Origin of the sequence: Azotobacter chroococcum, from assembly GCF_004339665.1 — a bacterium.
GTDB classification, from domain to species: domain Bacteria; phylum Pseudomonadota; class Gammaproteobacteria; order Pseudomonadales; family Pseudomonadaceae; genus Azotobacter; species Azotobacter chroococcum.
Genome location: NZ_SMMU01000016.1, coordinates 43232 through 63994, shown reverse-complemented (window position 1 = coordinate 63994; position 20763 = coordinate 43232). Strand labels below are relative to the sequence as shown.

Below are 20763 nucleotides of genomic sequence, written 5' to 3'. Positions count from 1 at the left end.
GAGAACCACCATGTGCGGAATCGTTGGCGCCATCGCCGAACGCAACATCACCCCGATCCTGCTGGAGGGCCTCAAGCGCCTGGAATACCGGGGCTACGACAGCGCCGGCGTGGCGGTGATCGACGGCGCCGGCAAGCTCGCCCGCTGCCGTCGTTCGGGCAAGATCGCCGGGCTGGAACAGGCGCTGCAGAGCGAGCCGCTGGCCGGGCGCCTGGGCATCGCCCATACCCGCTGGGCCACCCACGGCGCGCCGCTGGAGCGCAACGCCCACCCGCACTGTTCCGCCGACGAGCTGGCGGTGGTGCACAACGGCATCATCGAGAACTACCTGCAGCTGCGCGAGCGCCTGCAGGGCCTCGGCTACCGCTTCGAGTCGGATACCGACACCGAGGTCATCGTCCACCTGTTGCACCACAAGCTGCAGGAGAGCGGCGACCTCACCGCCGCGCTCAAGGCCACCATTCCCGAGCTGCACGGCGCCTACGGCCTGGCGGTGATCGGCGCCGGCCAGCCGGACCGCCTGCTCGCCGCGCGCAGCGGCAGCCCGCTGGTGATCGGCCTCGGCCACGGCGAGAACTTCCTCGCCTCCGACCAGCTCGCTCTGCGCCAGGTGACCGACCGCTTCGTCTACCTGGAGGAGGGCGACATCGCCGAGATCCGCCGCGACGGCCTGCAGGTCTGGGACGTGCACGGCAATCCCGTGCAGCGCGAGGCGGTGCAGTACCGCGACGGCGCCGAGGCCGCCGACAAGGGCGAGTTCCGCCACTTCATGCTCAAGGAGATCCACGAGCAGCCGACCGTGGTGCGCCGCACCCTGGAAGGCCGCCTGGCCGCCAGCCACGTGCTGGTCGAGGCCTTCGGCCCGCAGGCGGCCGAGCTGTTCGGCCGGGTGAGGAACGTGCAGATCGTCGCCTGCGGCACCAGCTTCCACGCCGGCATGGTCGCCCGCTACTGGCTGGAGGGACTGGCCGGGATTCCCTGCCAGGTCGAGGTGGCCAGCGAGTTCCGCTACCGCAAGGTGGTGGTGCAGCCGGACAGCCTGTTCGTGGTCATCTCCCAGTCCGGCGAGACCGCCGACACCCTGGCCGCCCTGCGCACGGCGAAAGAGCTCGGCTACCTGGCCAGCCTGGCGATCTGCAACGTCGGCACCAGCTCGCTGGTGCGCGAGGCCGACCTCTGCCTGCTGACCCAGGCCGGCCCGGAGATCGGCGTCGCCTCGACCAAGGCCTTCACCACCCAGCTGGTCGCCCTGCTGCTCCTGACCCTGGCACTCGGCCAGGCGCGCAGCAGCCTCGCCGCCGGAGTCGAGGCCGGGCTGGTCGAGGAGCTGCGCCGCCTGCCGGCGCGTCTCGACGAGGCGCTGGCGATGGACGCCACCATCCAGCAGATCGCCGAGTTCTTCGCCGACAAGAACAACTGCCTGTTCCTCGGCCGCGGCGCCCAGTATCCGGTGGCGATGGAGGGTGCGCTCAAGCTCAAGGAGATCTCCTACATCCACGCCGAGGCCTACCCGGCCGGCGAACTCAAGCACGGTCCGCTGGCGCTGGTCGACGCGAGCATGCCGGTGGTCACCGTGGCGCCGAACAACGAGCTGCTGGAGAAGCTCAAGTCCAACCTGCAGGAAGTCCGCGCGCGCGGCGGCGAGCTGATCGTCTTCGCCGACGGCGAGGCCGGCATTCACAACGGCGAGGGCACCCGCCTGGTGGAGATGCCGCACATCCACCCGCAGCTCGCGCCGATCCTCTACACCCTGCCGCTGCAGCTCTTGTCCTACCACGTCGCGGTGCACAGGGGCACCGACGTCGACCAGCCGCGTAACCTGGCGAAGAGCGTGACGGTGGAATAAACGCGGCCGGGTTCCGGCCCTGCTGTTGTGGGATGAAAATAGAGTTTCATCCTGAGTCGAGCGAGAGGACGTGTGCACTGACGAGGTGCCGCGTCCCCGGCCGATCCGCTGCGATAGGCAGGGGTCGGCCGATTCTGTTGAAAAGCTCGGTTTTTCCGCTCAATCAAGTTGTGGGAAGAAAAATTGATTTCCAAAAAATGATGTAAAAACAGCGATCAGTGAAGAGGTCAAGCTGCACTTTAAAACTGCTTGAAAACCGGCCGAAGGGACTTTTTCAACAGAATCGGCCAGAAGCGGACACCCCCACCAAGCGTTCGGATTTATTATCCATAGACAATAAGGAAAAACATAAAGCACGGCGGCATAAGGCGTTTTGCAACCGCCCAGTGGCTAATAGCGGGAGTGAGCCATTATTGCCAACGAACCGTTCAATCGCACGCGACTTACCCCTTAGTTCATTAAATGCATTGCTGGAGGTCTGAGCATGCGCGACCCAGAGCGTATTGACGAAACGCTAGCCTTGCTTCGGGAGGTCTGGCTTCAGCAGCCTGAATTTCGTCTAGGGCAACTTCTGTTCAATGCAATTAGGAGTCCGGAGGCCTGTCCGTCAATTTTTTATATCGAGGACGACGCATTGTGCGAAGCCCTTAGATGTTTGTTAGTAAGCAGTCAGTAACCGTGTTGCACTCAGCTTCTGCAACCGCCCACTCTTTAAGAATGCAAAAAGGAATTTTCAATTGAATATAGAATCCATTGCCGAGGAATATCTTTCTATCATCAGAGGAATAGATAGAGCCTTGATCGATAAAAGTCGGCACCATGAGCCTGAATTTTCTGGACTTACGGGGATTTTTATTCCTAGCCTACCCCGCAATTATTCTTCTGCTAAATATAGGATCATGGTTGTTGGTCGTGAAACTAAGGGGTGGAGTGTTCTCAAGGACAACGAATCGTTCAGCAGTTTGGAACAATATATTTTAAGTGCGCTAACCAAGCATCAGATGCTTCAAGAAAAATTTTTAGCACGACCTTGCGACAAGGGGTTTAGTTATTTCAATTTGTTGCGCTCGATAGCTGCACGGTGTGGTAGCGATGGTCTCATTTGGTCAAATCTCTTCTGCTTTGCCTGGAATAAAGGCAACCCCATGTGCTCTCCTCAGTTTTCCGCAATCAAATATTACTCAGAGCTCTTGCTAAAGCTTCAGATACGCCTTTTCAAACCAGAAATTATTATATTTGCTAACGGCTCGACGACAGCAATGGTGCGTCAGGAATTTTTCCCTTATAAAGGTGAAGGTAGCGTTTGTACAAATGCGAGTGATTTTTCCCTGCAGGGCATACCAAATAAACAGCTTTGGCAGTTTCAACTCTATGATCAAATTCAATGCTATAGAATACAGCACCCGAGCAGCAGAGGTCGTGACTCTCAGGCGGCCAGGAAGTTTTTGTTAAACATGTTGCCAATGGCGTAAGTAAATAAGCATTTACTCAGATGAGTGCATGACCAAGTTTGATGGTCATCAATGCAATTCCCAAGCAGCGAAATGGGATACAACAAGCCAATCTTTTAGGCTGATTCCTTATTCTCACTGCGAGTCTGCTTTCACCGAAAAGCAAAAAGCCGCCAGAAACAGCGGCTTTCGGGGATGGATCAGGATGAAACCTTATGTTCATCCCACACTGGCGGCCCCTGCGGCCGGCCAGTGACAGGCCGCTAGTCGAGCGCCACCGAAGGCTCGGCTGCGGGCTGCGCCAGGGCGAGGAAACGCTTGCGTGCCTCGGCGCGCGAGGGTTTGCCCGAAGAGGTGCGCGGCAGGGAATGCGGCGGGACCGGCTCCACCTGGGCGGCGAGACCGAATTCGCTGTTGATCAGCCCGCTCAGGGTGCGGACCAACTGTTCGCGCTTCTGCGCATCGGTGATCCGGCACTGCACCTGCACCACGACGCGGGGCTCGGGGTCCGCCGGCACCAGGAAGGCGATCACGTCGCCGGGCCGCACGTCGGGCTGCGACTCGACCAGGGCCTCGATGTCTTGGGGCCAGATGTTGCGCCCGCGGACGATGAGCAGGTCCTTCTGCCGCCCGGTGATGAACAGCTCGCCGTCATGCAGGTAGCCGAGGTCGCCGGTATCCAGCCAGCCGTCCTCCAGCACGGCCCGGGTCGACTCCTCGTCGCGGAAATAGCCCGACATCAGGCTGGGCCCCTGCACCATCACCCGGCCGATCTGGCGCTCGGCCAGCGGCCGTCCGGCCGCGTCGCGGATTTCCAGCCGGTGGCCGGGCAGGGCGGCGCCGCAATTGACGAAGGTGCTGGCCTTGTCGTCCTCGCCGTCGAAGGGCACGGCCTGCGACAGGTGCTCCAGGGCCCGGCGCTCGACCCGGTCGACCTGCAGGCCGACGCCACGGCGGGCGAAGCTGACGCTCAGGGTGCATTCCGCCAGGCCGTAACCGGGCACGAAGGCCTTGGGATCGAAGCCCGCCGGTGCGAACTGTTCGGCGAAGCGCTGCAACACCTCGGCGCGGATCGGTTCGGCGCCGGTTCCGGCGACACGCCAGCTGGACAGATCGAAGCGGGCGGCTTCGCCTTCCCGGGTGCGGCGCGAGCAGAGGTCGTAGCCGAAGGGCGGGGCGGAGGTGACGGTGCCGCGGTTCTGGCTGATCAGCTGGAGCCACTGCCGCGGCCGCATGGCGAAATCCTGGGTGCGCAGATAGTCCACCGACAACTGCGAGGCCATCGGGCTGAGGACGAAGCCCACCAGCCCGAGGTCGTGATAGAACGGCAGCCAGGAGACGCAGCGGTCGGCCGGACGCAGGCCGATGCCGTACCGGGCGATGACCTGCAGGTTGGCCATGGCCGCCCGCTGGGTGACGACCACGCCGCGGGGAAAGCGGGTGCTGCCCGAGGTGTACTGCAGATAGGCGACCTCGTCCGGCCGCGAAGGCTCCAGCGACACGGACGGAACCGCGTGGCTCCTGATCTCCTGGAGCGTGCCGACGAAGCGCGGGGCGCAGGAGTCGGCGGCCTCGCGGGCGAACGGCAGCCAGCCGGCAGGCGCCAGGACGGCGCTCGGCGCGCAACTGCCCAGCAGGCCCCTGAGCTTTTCCACATAGGAGGCATGGCTGCCCAGACCGGATGGAATGGGCAGGGGCACCGCGATGAAACCGGCATATTGGCAGGCGTAGAACGCCTCCACGAAATCCGCATCGGTATCGGCGATCAAGGCGACCCGGTCGCCCCGCTGCAGACCCAGCCCGTGCAGGCGCCTGGCGGTGGCCTGCGCCGCCCCTCTCAGGGTCGCGTACTGGACGACGGCCGTCAGCCGGCAGCGGCCGTCATAGAAGTTCAGGCCGGTATGCCCGAGCGCGGCGTAATCGAGGGCTTCCGCCAGTGTCGGAAAATCGGCCAGACGCTGGGGCAGGGCGTGCCGGGAAAGCGTCGCGGACATATAAAGATCGGCCATTCGTTCAGTTCCTAAGTGTGCTGTCTCGGAAATAGCTTTTTCGCGGTCCGTGCAGTCATGGCTTCCAGGACCGTCGTATTGCGCGCGGGGCCGGAAAGTCGTGATGACGCTGGACGGCTCGCGGATCGAACTGAAGCCGACCTCGCGAAAGTGGGCGGTCATTTCGCGAAGGAAGGGTTCCGGCCTGTTCGTCCAGGAACTGGGCGTCGCTGTGAAGTGCAAATGAAACGCTTGGCGAAGAATCAGTCGTGCCCGGCGAGTGTCGTGCTGGCCGATCGCGGCCAGTCTTCCGGTTCGAACTGGCTCGATACGGTGCTTCGAACCTCCATTGGCGTTTTCCCGGAAATCGTTCGTCGCCGGTATGCAACCCGGCCCGACCGGGATAGCCCTATATCCTCGGCAAGCGCTGCCCGCATGCCCCCTGTGGCAAGGCACCGCTGAAGTTTATTAACAGATATTTCGTCAAAGAATCGTCAAGGCGATTTCCGTATCGGGCCGAGGCTGGTTTTTACCGGGAATGCGCGGCGAAAGGCATCTTCCATGGCGCTGCTTCCGTCGAAAGAAGTTTTCGCCGTTGTCGAGAGATCGACCGGGAAACTTCGGCCTCGGAATACTCTGCTTCTGCGCGTGCGCGTCGAGAGTCATATCGATGAAACCTTGTCGTCCGGGAGCGGAATTGTCCCGCCCGTTTCCGGACTGAAATTTCGACCGGCCATGCCGCGGGGGTTCGAGGCGCCGGCGTCGAGCTGCCGCGCAGCCGGCTTCGCTGCCTGGACTATGCTCTATCGGCGCCTGGTTCCCTCAGTGAGAGCCTTCGGCCCGACTTTCGAAGTGTCGACCAGACCGCCCGGACAGGACGCGCCGTTCAGCCACGAAAGGGATTTTTCATGTCGCCGAAACTCGCTCCAAACTTGCAGCTCTCCAAAGGCCTGCTCGATGTCCTGATCCGCGCTGGCCTGATCGCCGTGCTGACGATCTACTGCTACCAGGTCTTCCGCCCCTTTCTCGAGCTGATGCTCTGGTCGCTGATCCTCGCGGTCATGCTCTATCCGCTGCAGCGCCGGCTCGGTGCCCGACTGGGTCATCACGAGGGTCAGACGGCCAGCCTCATCGTGGTGGTCGGCCTGCTGATCCTGATGGTGCCGATCTACCTGCTCGGCATCTCGCTCGTCGAGTCGGCGCAGCAGGTCATGGAAACCGTCAGGAGCGACTCCCTGCGCATTCCGCCGCCGTCCGAGTCGGTGGCCAACTGGCCGGTGATCGGCCAGCCCGTGCATGACCTCTGGCAGCAGGCGGCTTCCGACCTGTCCGGCTCGTTGGAGAAGTACAGGCCACAAATCCGCGAGTTCCTGCTCGGCCTGCTGGCCAGGATCGCCAGCATCGGCGCCGGCTTTCTGCTCTTCATCGCTGCCCTGATCATCGCCGGCATCATGATGGCCTTCGGCGAACTCGGCCATCGCAGCGCCCATCGCATCGCCGTACGGATCGTCGGCCCGGAAAGAGGCGAGTCGCTCGTCGAGCTGTGCACGGCCACCATCCGCACCGTGGCCCAGGGGGTGCTCGGCATCGCCTTCATCCAGATGCTGCTGGTCGGCGTCGGCTTCGTGCTCATGGGCGTCCCGGGCGCCGGCCTGCTGGCCCTGGCGGTCCTGCTGCTCGGCATCATCCAGGTGCCGGCGACCCTGATCACCGTGCCGGTGATCATCTACGTCTTTTCCACGGAAGGCGCCAGCGTGACCACCATCGTGTTCGCCGTCTACAGCGTCCTCGCCGGCCTGGTGGACAACGTGCTCAAGCCGCTGCTGCTCGGCCGCGGCGTGGACGTGCCGATGCCGGTGGTGCTGATCGGTGCGCTCGGCGGCATGGTGGCCAGCGGCATCCTCGGCCTGTTCATTGGGCCGATCGTCCTGGCCGTGGGTTATCGCCTGTTCTGGCAGTGGGTGGACGACCAGCCTGCCGAGGTCGAAGCCGGCGGGCCGGGCGTCCCTTGAGGGCGGCGGCCCGGCCCATTCCCGATCAGGGGAGGGCGGCCGGGCGGGCCGCCGGCAGGGCGCGGGCGATGTCCCGGCTGAGTGCCGCCAGGGCCCGGTCATGGGCCGCCACCAGGGCTTCGGTGTCGCCGCCCCTGGCTGGCTCGTCGATCGTCGAGCGGCCCGCCCTGACCAGCGCGCCCTTGGCGCTGCGGATCGTCCACAGGGCGTCGAGGCTGGCCGCGGCGCCGGGCGCCGACTCGAAGCGCTGCACGTCCACCGCCACCCGGTAGTCGGGATCGGCCACGGCGCTCTGCGGGTAGGCCGCGACCCGGGCGCCGCCCAGCAGGTGCGTCAGATTGGCGGCGACGACCTGGGCGATGCCGCTCGGCAGAGGGGCGGCCCAGCGTGCCTGCTCGAGGATCTCCACCCGGTTGGGCGCACGGCGCAGGACCAGCTGCGGCCGGTCCACCGCCTCGGGCACGCTGACCGGCCCCACGCTCACGCTGTAGTCCGCCCTGGCCAGCGGTGCATCGGCCATGGCGACGGCGCTGAGGGTGTAGAAACGCTCTTCGGGGGCGTTGCTGGCGCAGCCGGCGAGGGCGGCCAGGGCCAGGCCGGCAAGGACCAGGGCATGGGATTTCACCGTTCAGTCTCCTTCTTCTTGCCCCAGAGCAGCGCTTCGGGATGACGCTCGAGATAGTCGGACAGGGCGCGCAGGGACTTGGCGGTGCGCCCCAGCTCACGGATGGCCTCGCGGGTGTCCTGCTGCAGGGGCTCGTCGGCGGCCATCATGCCCTGGGCGGTGTCCACGGCCTTGCGCGCCTCGCCCAGGGTGGCCGCCAGCTCGGGGGCCACCTGGGTATCCAGCCGGTTCAGCAGGCGACTGGTGGTCTGCAGGGTCTGCCGCAGGTCGGCGCCGATCTGCTCCAGCGGCAGCTTTTCCAGCCTGCTGGCGACGCGCTGCAGGGAGGCCTGCAGTTCGCCCAGGCTGCCGACCGTGGTGGGCAGTTGCGGTGGATCGCTTTCCCAGTCGATCTTGGCCGCGCTCGCCTGGGGGAAGACGTCGAGGGAGACGTAGAGCTGGCCGGTGAGCAGGTTGCCGCTGCGCAGCTGGGCGCGCAGGCCAGTGGCGACCAGCTCTTCGAGGAAACGCTTGCGCGCTTCCCCTTCGAACCTGGGCAGCGTGCTTTCCCGGGAGCGCAGCCGCAGTCGCTCCGGATAGAGGTTCACCTCGACCGGCATGACGATGCGCCGGCTGACGTGGTCCAGTTCCACCCGGATGGCTGATACCTCGCCGAGGGTGATGCCCTGGAAGTCCACCGGGGCGCCGACTTCCAGGCCGCGCAGGGATTCGTCGAAGAACAGGACCATCTTCAGCACGTCGCGCTCGGGATTGCGCATGGCCCGCGCCCGGTCGGCGAACAGCTCGAAGCGGGTGTCGGCGGCGGCGGCCGGCGAGGCGGCGGATTCCGGCGGCGTCTCGAAGGCCACCCCGCCCAGCAGGATCGAGACCATGGACTGGGTATCCACCTCGATGCCGCCGGCGCCGAGCTTGACGTCCAGTCCGCTGGCGTTCCAGAAGCGGGAGTTGTCGGTGACGAAGCGGTCGTAGGGCGCGTGGACGAACAGCCGCAGGCTCACCCCCCGGCCGTTCTCGTCGAGCTGGTAGGCCACCACCTGACCGACCTGCAGGCGCCGGAAGAACACCGGCGCGCCCAGTTCGAGGGAGCCGAGGTCGGTGCTGTGCAGGACGAACTCGCGGCCCGGCGTGTCGAGCTGGATGAGCGGCGGCACCTCCAGGGCGGTGAATGTCTTCTGAGCGCGGTCGGTCTTGCCGACGCCCACGCCGATGTACGAGCCGGACAGCACGGTGCCGAGTCCCGTCACGCTGCCGCCGGAAATGCGCGGCTTGACCAGCCAGAAGCGGGTGTCCTCGACCAGGTGGGGCTGGAAGTCCTTGACCAGCTCCGCGGTGGCGATCACCTGTTTGAGATCCTTGGACAGGGTCACGGTGGTGACCAGGCCGATCTCCACGTCCTTGTACCTGAGCTTGGTCTTGCCCGCCTCCAGGCCCTCGGCGTTCTTGAAGACGATGCTGATGACCGGACCCTGTTCGAGGATGGACTTCACCGCCAGCCAGCCGCCGATGAGGGCGGCCACCAGCGGCACCAGCCAGACCAGCTGCGGCTTCCTGCGCGACCTGGGGGCCGTCTCGGCCTCCGGCAGCGTGGACAGGTCGGGAGGCGAGGGGGCATCAGGCATCGTCTTTCTCCATGGAGTCCCAGATCAGGCGAGGATCGAAGCTCATCGCCGCGAACATGGTCAGCACCACCACGGCGCCGAAGGCCAGGGCCCCGGTGCCGGGGCGGATGGTCGCCAGGGCTTCGAGCTGCACCAGGGCCACCAGCAGGGTCACTACGTAAACGTCGAGCATCGACCAGCGCCCCACCAGTTCCACCAGGCGGTAGAGGCGGGTGCGCTGCACCGGCTGCCAGCGGGCACGCAGCTGCACCGACAGCACGAGGACGATCAGGGCGAAGAGCTTGGCCATCGGCACCAGGATGCTGGCGATGAACACCACCAGGGCCAGGTGCCAGGAGCCGGAGATCCACAGGTACACCACACCGCTCATGATGGTGTCGTCCTGGGCGCCGAACAGGGAGCTGGTCTCCATGATCGGCAGCAGGTTGGCGGGGATGTAGAGGATCGCCGCGGCGACGATGAAGGCCCAGGTGCGGGCGATGCTGTCCGGCTTGCGGGTGTGCAGGGGGCTGCCGCAGCGCGGGCAGCGGGCGGCGTGCTCATGGCCTGCGCGGCTCAGCAGGCCGCAGCCGTGGCAGGTCGCCAGGTGCCAGCGGGCGGCGCTCGCCGGGCTCTTCATCGCGCCGCCTCCAGGCGTGTCCACAGGTCGCGGGCGTCGAAGGCGGCGGTGGCCGCCGCCATCAGCAGCATCACCCCGCCGAACGACCACAGGGCGATCCCCGGCACCACGATGGCGAGGTGGGCGAGCTTGACCAGCGCGACCAGGATGCCGAGCACGAACACCTCCAGCATGCTCCAGGGCTGGATCAGGGTCATGCCGCGGAACACGCGCCGGGCTTGCGGCGGCCGGCGTCCGAGACAGGCCGGCAGCAGCAGGTAGGTCATGGCCAGCATCTGCGTCAGGGGCGCGACGAAGGTGGTCACCAGCACCAGTCCGGCGACCAGGCGCATGTCGTTGCGGTACATGACCTGCGCCGCGCCGAGCAGGGTGGTCTGCACGAAGTCGCCGCTGAGCTTGAGGCCGACGATGGGAAAGACGTTGGCGAGGACGAAGAGGAACAGGGCGCCGAGGGTGAAGGCCAGGGCGCGCTCGGTGCTCTGCGGATGGCTGCGCAGCAGGGTCGCCCCGCAGCGCCGGCAGCGCGCCACGCCGCCCTGGGGCAGGAGCGGCTCGCGCTGCAGCAGGTCGCAGTCGTGGCAGGCGATCAGCGGTCGTTCGGCCATGCTCATCTCAGTCGTCCTCGCGGCGCTGTTGCGGCGCGCCGCTCAGCGCCCCGCCCGGCAGCGCCGGTTCGGCGGGCGGCGTGGCTTTCTGCTTGCCCGCGGCTCTCTCGGAAATCCGCTCCACCAGGTAGTAGAACAGCGGGATGAAGAACACCGCGATCACCGTCGCCGCCAGCATCCCGCCGATCACCCCGGTGCCGATCGAGTGGCGGCTGTTCTCCGAGGCGCCGACGGCGATGGCCAGGGGCACGCAGCCGAGGATGAAGGCCAGCGAGGTCATCACGATGGGCCGCAGGCGTTCCTTCGCCGCGGTCATCGCCGCATCGAACACCGACATGCCCTGTTCGCGGTTCAGCACGGCGAACTCGAAGATCAGGATGGCGTTCTTCGCCGCCAGGGCCACCAGCATGGTCAGGCCGATCTGGAAGTACACGTCGTTGACCAGCCCGCGCAAGAGGATCGCCAGCAGGGCGCCGAACAGCGCGAAGGGCACCGCCAGCAGCACGCCGACCGGCAGGGACCACTTCTCGTACTGGGCGGCGAGGATCAAAAACACCATGATCAGGCCGAAGATGAACACCTGGGAGGTGGTGCCGCCGGCCTTCTTCTCCTCGAAGGCCTCGCCGCTCAGGGCCAGGCCATAGTCGCTGGTCATGGTCTCCGCAGCCACCTCCTCAAGGGCCGCGAGCGCCTGCCCGGAGCTGAAGCCCGGCGCCGCATTGGCGGTGATCTTCACCGCCGGGAAGTTGTTGAAGCGGGTCAAGAGATCGGGGCCGGTGACGTAGCGGGTGGTCAGCAGGGCCTTGAGCGGGACCATCTCGCCGCTGCGGCTGCGCACGTAGATCTGCTGCAGGTCATCGACCTTGAGGCGATAGGCGGGCTCGGCCTGCAGGATCACCTGCCACAGACGGCTGAACTTGTTGAACTGCGACACGTACAGCGAGCCGAACATGGTCTGCATGGTGCTGTACACGTCCTCCACCGGCACGCCCAGGGTTTCCGCCTTTTCCCGGTCCACATCGGCGAGCAGCTGCTGGGAGAAGGCGTTGAAGGTGGAGGTGATGGCACCGAGTTCCGGACGCTGTCTGGCCTTGGCCACGAAGTTGTTCACCAGCTCGGCCAGCTGGCTGACGGTGCCGTCGCCCTTGCTCTGGATCCACACCTCCATGCCGCCGGTGGTGCCCAGGCCGGGAATGGACGGTGGATTAACCGGCAGGATGAGCCCCTCGCGCACCTGGGAGAGCGTCTGGCCGGCCGCCTTGATGACGGCCGGGGCACCCTGCGCCTGGATGGTTTCCGCGTCCTGGTAGCGCTCCTCGAAATCCTTGAAGCCGACGAAGAAGGTGCCGGCATTGTTCTTGTTCTGGCTGTCCAGCAGGCTGTAGCCGTTGACGACGGCCACCCCTTCGACGGCCTCGTTGTTCATGAAGTAGTCGCTGGCGACCTTGCCCACCTCGCTGGTGCGATCCAGGCTGGCGGCGTCGGGCATGATCACCGCACCGAGCAGGTAGCCCTGATCTTCCGGCGGCAGGAAGGCGCCGGGAATCCGCTGCGCCATCAGCACCGTCAGGACGATCATCCCGGCGAACAGCAGCAGCGCCAGCACGAAGCGCTTGATCATGAAGGCCACCGAACGGGAGTAGCCCTCGGTCATGCGCTCGAAGCTGCGTTCGAACCAGCGGAAGAAGCCGCGCTTCTCGCCGTGGGCGGGCTTGAGCAGGATGGCGGCCAGGGCCGGCGACAGGGTCAGGGCCACCAGGCCGGAGATCACCACCGAGATGGCGATGGTAATGGCGAACTGCTTGTAGAGCTGGCCGGTGATGCCGCCCATGAAGGCCACCGGAATGAACACCGCGCAGAGCACCAGCACGATGGCCACCACCGGGCCGGCCACCTCGTCCATGGCCCGCTTGGCGGCGTCCTTGGGATTCATCTTGTGGACGTGCATGTTGCGCTCGACGTTCTCGATCACCACGATGGCGTCGTCCACCACGATGCCGATCGCCAGCACCATGCCGAACAGGGTCAGCATGTTGACGGAGAACCCCAGGGCGGTCATGCCGATGAAGGTGCCGACGATCGACACCGGCACCGCCAGCACCGGGATCAGGGTGGCGCGCAGGCTCTGCAGGAACAGGTAGACCACCGCCACCACCAGCACCAGGGCCTCGAAGAAGGTTTTCACCACCTCGTTGATGGACGCGCGGGTGAAGGCCGTGGTGTCCATCACGATCGTGTATTCGAGGCCGGCGGGAAAGCTCTTCTCCATCTCCGCCAGGGTTTCCCGGACCGCGGCGGACACCTCCAGGGCGTTGGCGCCGGGCTGCTGGTAGACCGCCATCAGGGTTGCCGGCCTGCCCTGGTAGGTGCTGCGCAGCGAGTAGTCCTTCTGGCCGAGTTCGGCACGGCCTATGTCGCGCAGGCGAACGATGGCCGCTCCGCCGCTGGCGGCGCGGATGATGATGTCCTCGAACTCGGCGGGCTCGCTCAGGCGGCCCTTGGTGGTGACGGCGAAGGACTGCTCCACCGGCTGGCCGGTGGGGGACTGGCCGATGCGGCCCACGGCGAACTGCTGGTTCTGGTTGGCCACCGCCTGCTGCACGTCGGTGGCCGAGATGCCCAGCTGGGCCATCCGGTCCGGCTTCAGCCAGATCCGCATGGCATAGTCCGGGGTGCCGAAGATGGCGGCCTGGTTGGCCCCGGGGATGCGCTTGATGGCATCCAGGAGGTAGATGTTCGTGTAGTTGGCGATGTAGGTGCTGTCGTAGCGGTCCTCGGGGGAATACACCGCGATGACCATCATGAAGGCCGAGGACTTCTTCTGCACGTTGATGCCCTGGGCCTGGACCGCCGACGGCAGCTGCGGCAGGGCCAGGTTCACCCGGTTCTGCACGTCCACCTGGGCGAGAGAAGGGTCGGTGCCGATCTCGAAGAAGACGTTGAGGGTCATGTTGCCCGTCGCCGAACTCGACGAGTACATGTAGATCATGTTGTCGGCGCCGTTGACCTGCTGTTCGATGGGCGCCGCCACGTTGTTGGCCACCACTTCGGCGTCGGCGCCGGGGTAGGTGGCCGATACCGTGATCTGCGGCGGGGTGATGTCCGGATACTGGGCCACGGGCAGATTGAACATCGCCACCGCCCCGGCCAGGGTGATGACGATGGAAATCACCGAGGCGAAGATCGGCCGGTCGATGCAGTAATGGGAGATGCTCATGGGGTCCGTCCGCTCATGGCGCCGATCCCTGGTCGGATGGCGTGACCTTCAGCCGCTCCTGCTGGCCGGGCCAGGCCTCGGCCGCCACCGGGCGCTGCCGCTCGCCCGCTCCTTCCGTGGCGGGACGGGCATCGACGATCTTTAGCGGGACCCCGGGCGCCACCCGGATCGCGCCGTCGACCACGATGCGCTCGCCGAGGCGCAGGCCCTGGCTGACGAACCAGTCGTCGCCGTGCCAGTCGCCCATTGCCACGACACGCTGCTCGGGCTTGCCGTCGTTGTCGATCACCCACACGTAATGGCTTCTGGGACCCTGCAGGACCGCCCGCTGGGGCACCAGCACGGCCTTGGGCCGGGTCGCGCCCTTGAGGTGGGCGCGCACGAACTGGCCGGGACGCAGCAGCCCCTTGGAGTTGGCCAGCTCTGCCCGGATCAGGAAGGTGCCGGTTTCCTCGCTGAAGGAGAAATCGGCAAAGCTGAGGCGGCCGCGATCGGGCACCAGCGAGCCGTCGGCCAGCACCACTTCGACTTCGAAGGCGTTGTTCGGCGGGAACCTGAGCTGGTCGGCGGCAATCTCGCTGCGATATTTGAGCATCTCGTTTTCCGAGAGGCTGAAGTTGACGTAGATGGGGTCCACCTGCGACACATGGGTCAGCAGGCCCGCTTCGCCCGGCGTCACGTAGCTGCCATCCTGCTGCCTGGCAGAGCCCGACACGCCGGTGAGGGGCGAGGCGATGGTGGTATAGCCGAGATTGATTTGCGCCGTGCGCACCGCCCCCTCGGCGCTGAGCACGGCGGCCTGGGCCTGCCGCTCGTTGCCGATGGCATCGTCGAGACTCTTCTTGCTGAGCGCGCCCAGCTTCACCAGGGGGCGGACCCGGACCAGGTCGGCCCTGGCCATTTCCAGGCGCGCCTGTTGCTGGGCGAGTTGTCCCTGGGCCGACTGCAGCGCCGCTTCGAAAGGCTTGGGGTCCATCTGGAACAGGACCTGCCCGGCCTTCACCAGCTCGCCTTCGTTGTACAGCCGCTTGTCCAGGAAGCCCGCGACGCGGGCGCGGATTTCCACCTCCCGGGAGCTCTCGGTCTGGGCGACGAATTCCAGTGTCACCGGGGTGTCCTGCGCGGTCACCGTCATGGCGGTCACTTCGGTGGGCGGCCGCGCCGGGGCGACCGGCTTTTCGTCGCAGCCGGCCAGCAGGACGAGGCCGCCGGCCAGGCAGGCGATCCGTAAAGCGAGACGGCTTGGGAGCCTGCCGAAGCCCGGACGGATGCGCCGGAAAAAGCGAGTGATCATGGGCAAACCCCACGTGATGATTGTGCTGCCAGCCTTGCCTGCCGGGCTTGCTGCAGGTTCTCCGGGCTGCCGGTTGCGCGCCGGCCTCAGGCCATGATGTTCACGCCGCCGTCCACGTACAGCGTCTCGCCGGACAGGCGGCGGGCGTAGGGGCTGGCCAGGTAGGCGCAGGTGAAGCCCACGTCCATGATGTCCACCAGCTCGCCCAGCGGCGCGCGCTGCGCGGCCTCGTTGAGCAGCAGGTCGAAATCCTTGAGGCCGGAGGCGGCGCGGGTCTTCAGCGGGCCGGGGGAGATGGCATGCACGCGGATGCCTTTGGGGCCGAGTTCGTAGGCGAGATAGCGGCAGGACGCCTCCAGCGCGGCCTTCACCGGTCCCATCAGATTGTAGTTGGGTACTACCTTGTTGGCGCCGTAATAGCTCATGGCGAACAGGGTCCCGCCGTTGGTCATGAGCGGCGCCGCCAGGCGCGCCATGCGCACGAAGGAATGGCAGGAGATGTCCATGGCCAGGCCGAAACCCTCCGCCGAGGAGTCGAGCAGGCCGCCCTGCAGGTCTTCCTTGGGTGCCCAGGCAACGGCATGCACCACAATGTCCAGTCGTCCCCATTGCCGGGTGATCGTCTCGAACACCGCTTCGAGCTCGCCGGCCTGGGTGACGTCCAGCGGCATGAAGATCGGCGCCTTCAGCTCCCTGGCCAGCGGCTCGACGTAGGTGCGGGTCTTGTCGTTGGCGTAGGTGATGGCCACCTCGGCCCCGAGTTCGGCGAAGGCCTTGGCGCAGCCGTAGGCGATCGAGTGTTCGTTGGCCACGCCGACCACCAGCGCCTTGGCGCCCTTGAGCAGCGGGTGGGGAGTCTCCGGAGTCATGTCCTTTTTCCTCGGGTTCTCAGGTGGGCGAAATCGTCTGCCGGGTATGGCGGGCGATCATCAGTTCCTCGTTGGTGGCGAGCGTCCAGGCCGACACCGTGCCGGAGGCCGTGCTGATCCGCGGGCCGCCGGCTTCGTTGGCGGCTTCGTCCAGCTCCACGCCCAGCCAGGCGGCGTCGCGGCAGACGCGCGCGCGGATCACCGCGGCGTGCTCGCCGATGCCGCCGGTGAATACCAGGGCATCGAGCCCGCCCAGGGCCGCGGCCAGGGAGCCGAGCTCGCGGCCGATGCGGTAGACGAAGAGGTCCACCGCCAGGGCGGCGCGCGGTGCGTCGCTGGCCAAAAGCTCGCGCATGTCGCTGGAAATCCCCGACACGCCGAGCAGTCCGGATTCCTTGTAGATCAGTCGCTCGATGGCGCGGGCGTCCATCTTCAGTTCGTCCATGAGATAGAGGATCACTCCCGGATCGATGTTGCCGCAGCGGGTGCCCATCGGCAGGCCGTCCACCGCGGTGAAGCCCATGGTGCTGGCCATGCTCCGGCCGGCGGCCATGGCGCACAGGCTGGCGCCGTTGCCCAGGTGGGCGACCACGACCCGGCCGGCGGCGGCCTCGGGGGCCAGTTGCGGCAGCACGCTGGCGATATATTCGTAGGATAGACCGTGGAAGCCATAACGCCGCACGCCGCGCTCGGTGATGGCCGGCGGCAGGGCGAACAGCTGGGCGAGCTCGGGCTGGCGGCGGTGGAAGGCGGTGTCGAAGCAGGCCACCTGGGGCAGCTGCGGCGCCCGTTCGGCCACGGCGCGGATCGGCGCCAGGTTGTGGGGCTGGTGCAGGGGCGCGAGGGGGACCAACTTCTCCAGCTTCGCCAGTACCCCGGCGTCTACGCGTACCGGCAGGGAATACTCCTGGCCGCCGTGGACCACCCGGTGGCCCACCGCCATCAGCTGGTATTCATCCCGGTAGTCCTGCAGGAACTCGACCAGATGGTGGGCCGCGCCGTCGTGGCCGAGGCGGGTGCCGTCGGCCCAGCGCCGCTCGTCGAGGATCGCGCCCGCGGTGTCCCGGGCGATGAAGTGCGGCGCACCGTTGAGCCCCTCGATCTGCCCGCGCAGGCGGAGTTCCGGCCCGCCGGGATGGTCGGCGAAGAGCGAGAACTTGAGGCTGGAGGAGCCGGCGTTGAGGACCAGGATCGCATTCTGCATGGCTCAGCCCATCGCCTTCCCGGCGTTCTCGCGCCGGGCCTTGGCCACCAGTGCCGCCACCGCGCAGGACGCCAGGCGGGTGGTCAGCGAGTCGGCGCGGCTGGTCAGGATGATCGGCACCCGCGCGCCCAGCACGATGCCGGCGGCATCCGCGCCGGCGAGGAAGGACAGGCTCTTGGCGAGCATGTTGCCGGCCTCCAGGTCGGGCACCACCAGCACGTTGGCGCGGCCCGCCACCGGCGAGTCGATCTTCTTGATCTGCGCCGCCTCCAGGCTGATGGCGTTGTCCAGGGCCAGGGGCCCGTCGAGGATGGCGCCGGTGATCTGCTGGCGGTCGGCCATCTTGCACAGAGCGGCCGCCTCGACGGTGGAGGGCACGGCCGGGTTGACGGTCTCCATTGCCGAGAGGATCGCCACCCGCACCTCCTTCTTCTCCGGGCTGACCTGCAACAGCGCGTGGGCCAGATCGATGGCGTTCTGGGTGATGTCCATCTTCTCGGCCAGGGTCGGCGCGATGTTCACCGCGGCGTCGGTGATGATCAGGGTGTCCGCGTGCCCCGGCACGTCCATCACGAAGCAGTGGCTGACCCGGCGCGCGGTGCGCAGCCCGGTCTCGCGCTTGACCACCGCGCCCATCAGTTCGTCGGTGTGCAGGCTGCCCTTCATCAGCGCCTCGGCCTTGCCCTCGCGGACCAGCGCCACCGCGCGGGCGGCGGCGGCCTGGCTGTAGGGGGCGTCCTCGATCGGCAGTCCGCCGATGTCGATGCCGTGCTGCGCGGCCAGCGCCTCGATCTGCTCGCGCGGACCGACCAGGATCGGCGCGATCAGGCCGTTCTTCGCCGCATCCACCACGCCCTGCAGGGAGCTCTGGTCGCAGGGCCAGGCCACTGCCGTGGGGGTGGGCGGCAGGGCGCAACAGTAGTCGATCAGGCGTCGGTATTTTTCGTGGCTGCCGGTCATTGAGTGTCTCCGTTTCTCGGGGCTCAGGCTTTCTTCTTCACGGCGGCGATGCGTTGCCGGGGGGCGGGCTTGCCGCCCAGCACGTCGCGGATGCGCTCGAGCATGGCCTGCTGTTCGGCGGTCGGCTTGCTCCGCTGGACGCGCTCGTCCGCCATCAGGCGTTCGAGCAGGACCAGCAGCCGGTCGCGCTCCTCCGTCTCGGCCAGCAGGGCGGGCAGGGTGGCGATGGCCTGCTCGGGCTCGTAGCTGACGATGATTTCCTGTTCGCCGCGGATACGCCGCCACTCCTCGGCGGGCAGGGTGGGCAGCAAATCGACGTAGTCCCGGGCGATTTCCTGCTTCGCCACCAGTCGCGACAGGGGCACGTCGCCCTTGCCGGTAAGCAGGGCCGCCACCCGGGCGAAGGCCTCGCTGTAGCCGCCTTCGCCGATGGCGGCCAGGGTTTCCTGGATGAAGGGCTGTTCCCGCGGCTCGGCCACGGCGGCCGCGACCGGCTGCTCCGCACCGGGCCGGTCGGCCAGGTACAGGGCGAACAGGGTGCCGTAGGTCTGGAAGAATAGTGCCTCGCCGAGGGCATCGCGCATCGCCCGGTAATAGTCCAGGGAGGCGCTGATCAGCTCGGAGGCCAGCTTCTCGCTGTGGTGGGGCTGATCGTCCGTATCCGCTGTCTGGCGCTGTGCCTTGACCGCGGCGGCGGCGGGGCGCAGCCACCAGAGCCAGGGATTGCGGTCGGAAATGGCCCAGTGCTGCACCCGCAGGGGGTGAAACTCCCGCAACGCCTTGGCGGAGCGCTCGCTGGACAGGGCCTGCACCAGGGGCTGGGCGAAGATCTGGTAGGCCCGCTGGTTGAACTCGGACAGCGCGGCCACCGTCTCGAAGGGTTTCTCGTCGGCCCGCTGCAGGCGGTTGAGCCGGGCAGAAACCTCCTCCAGGCGATGCTCGTGGAACTCCACCGCGTACTCCACCCGGCCGTCGTCGCCCCTGCGCTCGCCGATGGACATGCCGTACAGGCCGGGTGGCAGCATCTCGATGGATTTCAGCACCTCGACGATCTGCGCGTGTTCCTTGCGGGCCACCTTGCCGGACACGAAGATCCCCAGGTGGCCGATGTCCTGGTGCAGCAGACCGACGATGACCTGGCCGCGGGCCTTGATCTCCTCGGTGCTGCCGTAGACGTCTGCCACCCAGTTGAAGGCCTGCTGGGGCGGGGTGATGTTGTCGCCCAGGGAGGCGAACAGGATGATCGGCGACTTGATGTCGCGCAGGTCGAAGGCCTTGCCGCTACCGCTGCGGGTCTCGCCGGACCAGAGCTTGTTGCCGACGAAGAGGTTGCGGGTGATCCACTCGATCTCCTCGCGGTTCATCAGGAAGTAGCCGCCCCACCAGCGCTCGAACTCCAGGAAGCGCGGCGGTTCGGTGTCGATGTTGGCGAACAGGTGGTAGTACTTGTCCCAGTAGGTGTTGGCGGGGTTCAGGCTCTCGAAGTTCTGCACCAGCCAGGCGCCGTCGAAGACGCCGTTGCCCAGGTCGGAGGCGAAGGAGGCCAGCCAGGTGCCGCCGAGCAGTCCGCCGGCGTAGCGCATGGGGTTGTCGCCCTCGCCCTCCTGCCAGGCGCCGCCCCAGTAGGACATCGGCGAGCCGTTGATCACCACCGGGCCGGTGGCGTCCGGGTCCGAGGTGGCCAGCATCATCGCCGCCCAGCCGCCCTGGCAGTTGCCGACCAGCACCGGCTTGGGGCTGTCCGGGTGCAGCTCACGCACCTTGCGCACGAAGCGCTGCTCGGCGGCGCACACATCCAGTAGGGTCTGGCCTGGCTCCGGCTCGCGAAAGAAGATCACGAAGTACACCGGATGCCCCTCGCGCAGGGCCACTCCCACCTGGGAGTCGTCCTTGAATCCGCCGATCCCCGGGCCGTGCCCGGCCCGCGGGTCGAGGATCATGTAGGGCCGCAGCCTGGGGTCCAGCTGCACGCCGGGGGGCGGCAGGATGCGCAGCAGGGCGTAGTTGACCGGGCGCTCGAAGGTGCGCCCGTCCAGCACCGTCTCGTGGTCGAAATGCAGCAGGGGCGGCTGGCCCTGCTGCAGGTGCTCCAGATAGTTGTTGCCGCGCTGGCGCAGGGTGTCCCAGAACAGTACCGAACGCTGGGCGGCGTCCACGCCATAGCGGTACCAGGCGTTCCAGAGGCTCCAGGGCGTGAGGGGCCTGGCCGTCAGGCCGGCCATTTCCTTCTCCCAGGCCTTGTGCACCCGTTCCCTGAGGTTTTCCTGGGCGATCCGGGCGCGTTTTTCGAAGAGTTTCTTGGCCTTGCCGGAAATATCCTGGCTGCGTGCCAGCCGGGCTGCGATGTCCATACTCATGCCCCAAAAGTCGTGATTCGAGGCTGAGTCTAGGCAGCGACATCAAATTGACCATGCCGCTCGTCTGGTTTCTTCTGGCTGCCTTTTTTCCGATCGG

The 20763-nt window shown here is 66.6% G+C and carries 16 protein-coding genes; 5 read left to right on the top strand and 11 right to left on the bottom strand.

Annotated elements, in window-relative coordinates:
* Window positions 1-10 precede the first annotated feature (10 nt).
* From glmS to EV691_RS14360, 3 genes are all read left to right on the top strand, one after another.
* A complete protein-coding gene (gene glmS, locus EV691_RS14375) occupies window positions 11-1846 on the top strand; it encodes a glutamine--fructose-6-phosphate transaminase (isomerizing) (RefSeq protein WP_131297540.1) in 1836 nt (611 codons plus the stop codon).
* A gap of 737 nt (window positions 1847-2583) precedes the next feature.
* Entirely contained in the window at window positions 2584-3318 is a 735-nt protein-coding gene (locus EV691_RS14365; protein ID WP_131297541.1) for a hypothetical protein, read from the top strand.
* 28 nt (window positions 3319-3346) lie between these two features.
* Window positions 3347-3553 carry a hypothetical protein gene (locus EV691_RS14360; RefSeq protein ID WP_131297542.1) on the top strand — a complete coding sequence of 69 codons (207 nt, stop codon included), beginning with the start codon at window positions 3347-3349 and terminating at the stop codon, window positions 3551-3553.
* Between the two features lie 7 nt (window positions 3554-3560).
* Here the strand turns inward: EV691_RS14360 and EV691_RS14355 are convergent, their stop codons facing one another.
* Window positions 3561-5306, bottom strand: a complete 1746-nt coding sequence (locus EV691_RS14355) for a fatty acyl-AMP ligase (RefSeq protein ID WP_131297543.1) — start codon at window positions 5304-5306, stop codon at window positions 3561-3563.
* Between the two features lie 103 nt (window positions 5307-5409).
* Between EV691_RS14355 and EV691_RS24155 the strand changes: the two genes are divergently transcribed.
* Complete coding sequence (locus tag EV691_RS24155; protein WP_269768802.1) at window positions 5410-5532, top strand: hypothetical protein; 123 nt, start codon at window positions 5410-5412, stop codon at window positions 5530-5532.
* A 661-nt stretch (window positions 5533-6193) separates the two neighbouring features.
* Window positions 6194-7297 carry an AI-2E family transporter gene (locus tag EV691_RS14350; protein ID WP_131297544.1) on the top strand — a complete coding sequence of 368 codons (1104 nt, stop codon included), beginning with the start codon at window positions 6194-6196 and terminating at the stop codon, window positions 7295-7297.
* Between the two features lie 25 nt (window positions 7298-7322).
* Here EV691_RS14350 and EV691_RS14345 read toward each other — a convergent pair whose 3' ends face one another.
* From EV691_RS14345 to EV691_RS14300, 10 genes are all read right to left on the bottom strand, one after another.
* Complete coding sequence (locus tag EV691_RS14345; protein WP_131297545.1) at window positions 7323-7922, bottom strand: PqiC family protein; 600 nt, start codon at window positions 7920-7922, stop codon at window positions 7323-7325.
* Window positions 7919-9541 (bottom strand): PqiB family protein, encoded by a 1623-nt coding sequence (locus tag EV691_RS14340; protein ID WP_131297546.1) that lies wholly within the window; start codon window positions 9539-9541, stop codon window positions 7919-7921. The genes EV691_RS14345 and EV691_RS14340 overlap by 4 nt, the downstream gene beginning before the upstream one ends.
* The gene (locus EV691_RS14335; RefSeq protein ID WP_039807172.1) at window positions 9534-10160 is read right to left on the bottom strand and encodes a paraquat-inducible protein A; all 627 of its coding nucleotides are present in this window, start codon (window positions 10158-10160) and stop codon (window positions 9534-9536) included. Before EV691_RS14335 ends, EV691_RS14340 begins: the two co-directional genes overlap by 8 nt.
* Window positions 10157-10771 carry a paraquat-inducible protein A gene (locus EV691_RS14330; protein WP_131297547.1) on the bottom strand — a complete coding sequence of 205 codons (615 nt, stop codon included), beginning with the start codon at window positions 10769-10771 and terminating at the stop codon, window positions 10157-10159. The genes EV691_RS14335 and EV691_RS14330 overlap by 4 nt, the downstream gene beginning before the upstream one ends.
* Window position 10772: 1 nt before the next feature.
* Window positions 10773-13982 carry an efflux RND transporter permease subunit gene (locus EV691_RS14325; protein ID WP_131297548.1) on the bottom strand — a complete coding sequence of 1070 codons (3210 nt, stop codon included), beginning with the start codon at window positions 13980-13982 and terminating at the stop codon, window positions 10773-10775.
* A 13-nt stretch (window positions 13983-13995) separates the two neighbouring features.
* A complete protein-coding gene (locus EV691_RS14320; RefSeq protein WP_131297549.1) occupies window positions 13996-15276 on the bottom strand; it encodes an efflux RND transporter periplasmic adaptor subunit in 1281 nt (426 codons plus the stop codon).
* An 86-nt stretch (window positions 15277-15362) separates the two neighbouring features.
* A complete protein-coding gene (fabI, locus tag EV691_RS14315; protein ID WP_131297550.1) occupies window positions 15363-16145 on the bottom strand; it encodes an enoyl-ACP reductase FabI in 783 nt (260 codons plus the stop codon).
* Window positions 16146-16164: 19 nt separating this feature from the next.
* Window positions 16165-17349 (bottom strand): acetate/propionate family kinase, encoded by a 1185-nt coding sequence (locus EV691_RS14310; RefSeq protein ID WP_131297551.1) that lies wholly within the window; start codon window positions 17347-17349, stop codon window positions 16165-16167.
* A 3-nt stretch (window positions 17350-17352) separates the two neighbouring features.
* Window positions 17353-18309: a phosphate acetyltransferase gene (locus tag EV691_RS14305; RefSeq protein ID WP_131297552.1), complete on the bottom strand. Its 957-nt coding sequence runs from the start codon at window positions 18307-18309 to the stop codon at window positions 17353-17355.
* A 23-nt stretch (window positions 18310-18332) separates the two neighbouring features.
* Window positions 18333-20666: a DUF3141 domain-containing protein gene (locus tag EV691_RS14300; RefSeq protein ID WP_242672488.1), complete on the bottom strand. Its 2334-nt coding sequence runs from the start codon at window positions 20664-20666 to the stop codon at window positions 18333-18335.
* Window positions 20667-20763 lie beyond the last annotated feature (97 nt).

Bases quoted from the DNA above. Each gene is read 5' to 3' on its own strand.
- EV691_RS14350 (WP_131297544.1), top strand. From the start codon at position 6,194: ATGTCGCCGAAACTCGCTCCAAACTTGCAGCTCTCCAAAGGCCTGCTC.
- EV691_RS14330 (WP_131297547.1), bottom strand. From the start codon at position 10,771: ATGAGCATGGCCGAACGACCGCTGATCGCCTGCCACGACTGCGACCTG.
- EV691_RS14325 (WP_131297548.1), bottom strand. From the start codon at position 13,982: ATGAGCATCTCCCATTACTGCATCGACCGGCCGATCTTCGCCTCGGTG.
- EV691_RS24155 (WP_269768802.1), top strand. From the start codon at position 5,410: ATGACGCTGGACGGCTCGCGGATCGAACTGAAGCCGACCTCGCGAAAG.
- EV691_RS14300 (WP_242672488.1), bottom strand. From the start codon at position 20,666: ATGAGTATGGACATCGCAGCCCGGCTGGCACGCAGCCAGGATATTTCC.
- EV691_RS14320 (WP_131297549.1), bottom strand. From the start codon at position 15,276: ATGATCACTCGCTTTTTCCGGCGCATCCGTCCGGGCTTCGGCAGGCTC.
- EV691_RS14335 (WP_039807172.1), bottom strand. From the start codon at position 10,160: ATGAAGAGCCCGGCGAGCGCCGCCCGCTGGCACCTGGCGACCTGCCAC.
- EV691_RS14360 (WP_131297542.1), top strand. From the start codon at position 3,347: ATGACCAAGTTTGATGGTCATCAATGCAATTCCCAAGCAGCGAAATGG.
- EV691_RS14310 (WP_131297551.1), bottom strand. From the start codon at position 17,349: ATGCAGAATGCGATCCTGGTCCTCAACGCCGGCTCCTCCAGCCTCAAG.
- EV691_RS14355 (WP_131297543.1), bottom strand. From the start codon at position 5,306: ATGGCCGATCTTTATATGTCCGCGACGCTTTCCCGGCACGCCCTGCCC.
- fabI (WP_131297550.1), bottom strand. From the start codon at position 16,145: ATGACTCCGGAGACTCCCCACCCGCTGCTCAAGGGCGCCAAGGCGCTG.
- EV691_RS14340 (WP_131297546.1), bottom strand. From the start codon at position 9,541: ATGCCTGATGCCCCCTCGCCTCCCGACCTGTCCACGCTGCCGGAGGCC.
- glmS (WP_131297540.1), top strand. From the start codon at position 11: ATGTGCGGAATCGTTGGCGCCATCGCCGAACGCAACATCACCCCGATC.
- EV691_RS14305 (WP_131297552.1), bottom strand. From the start codon at position 18,309: ATGACCGGCAGCCACGAAAAATACCGACGCCTGATCGACTACTGTTGC.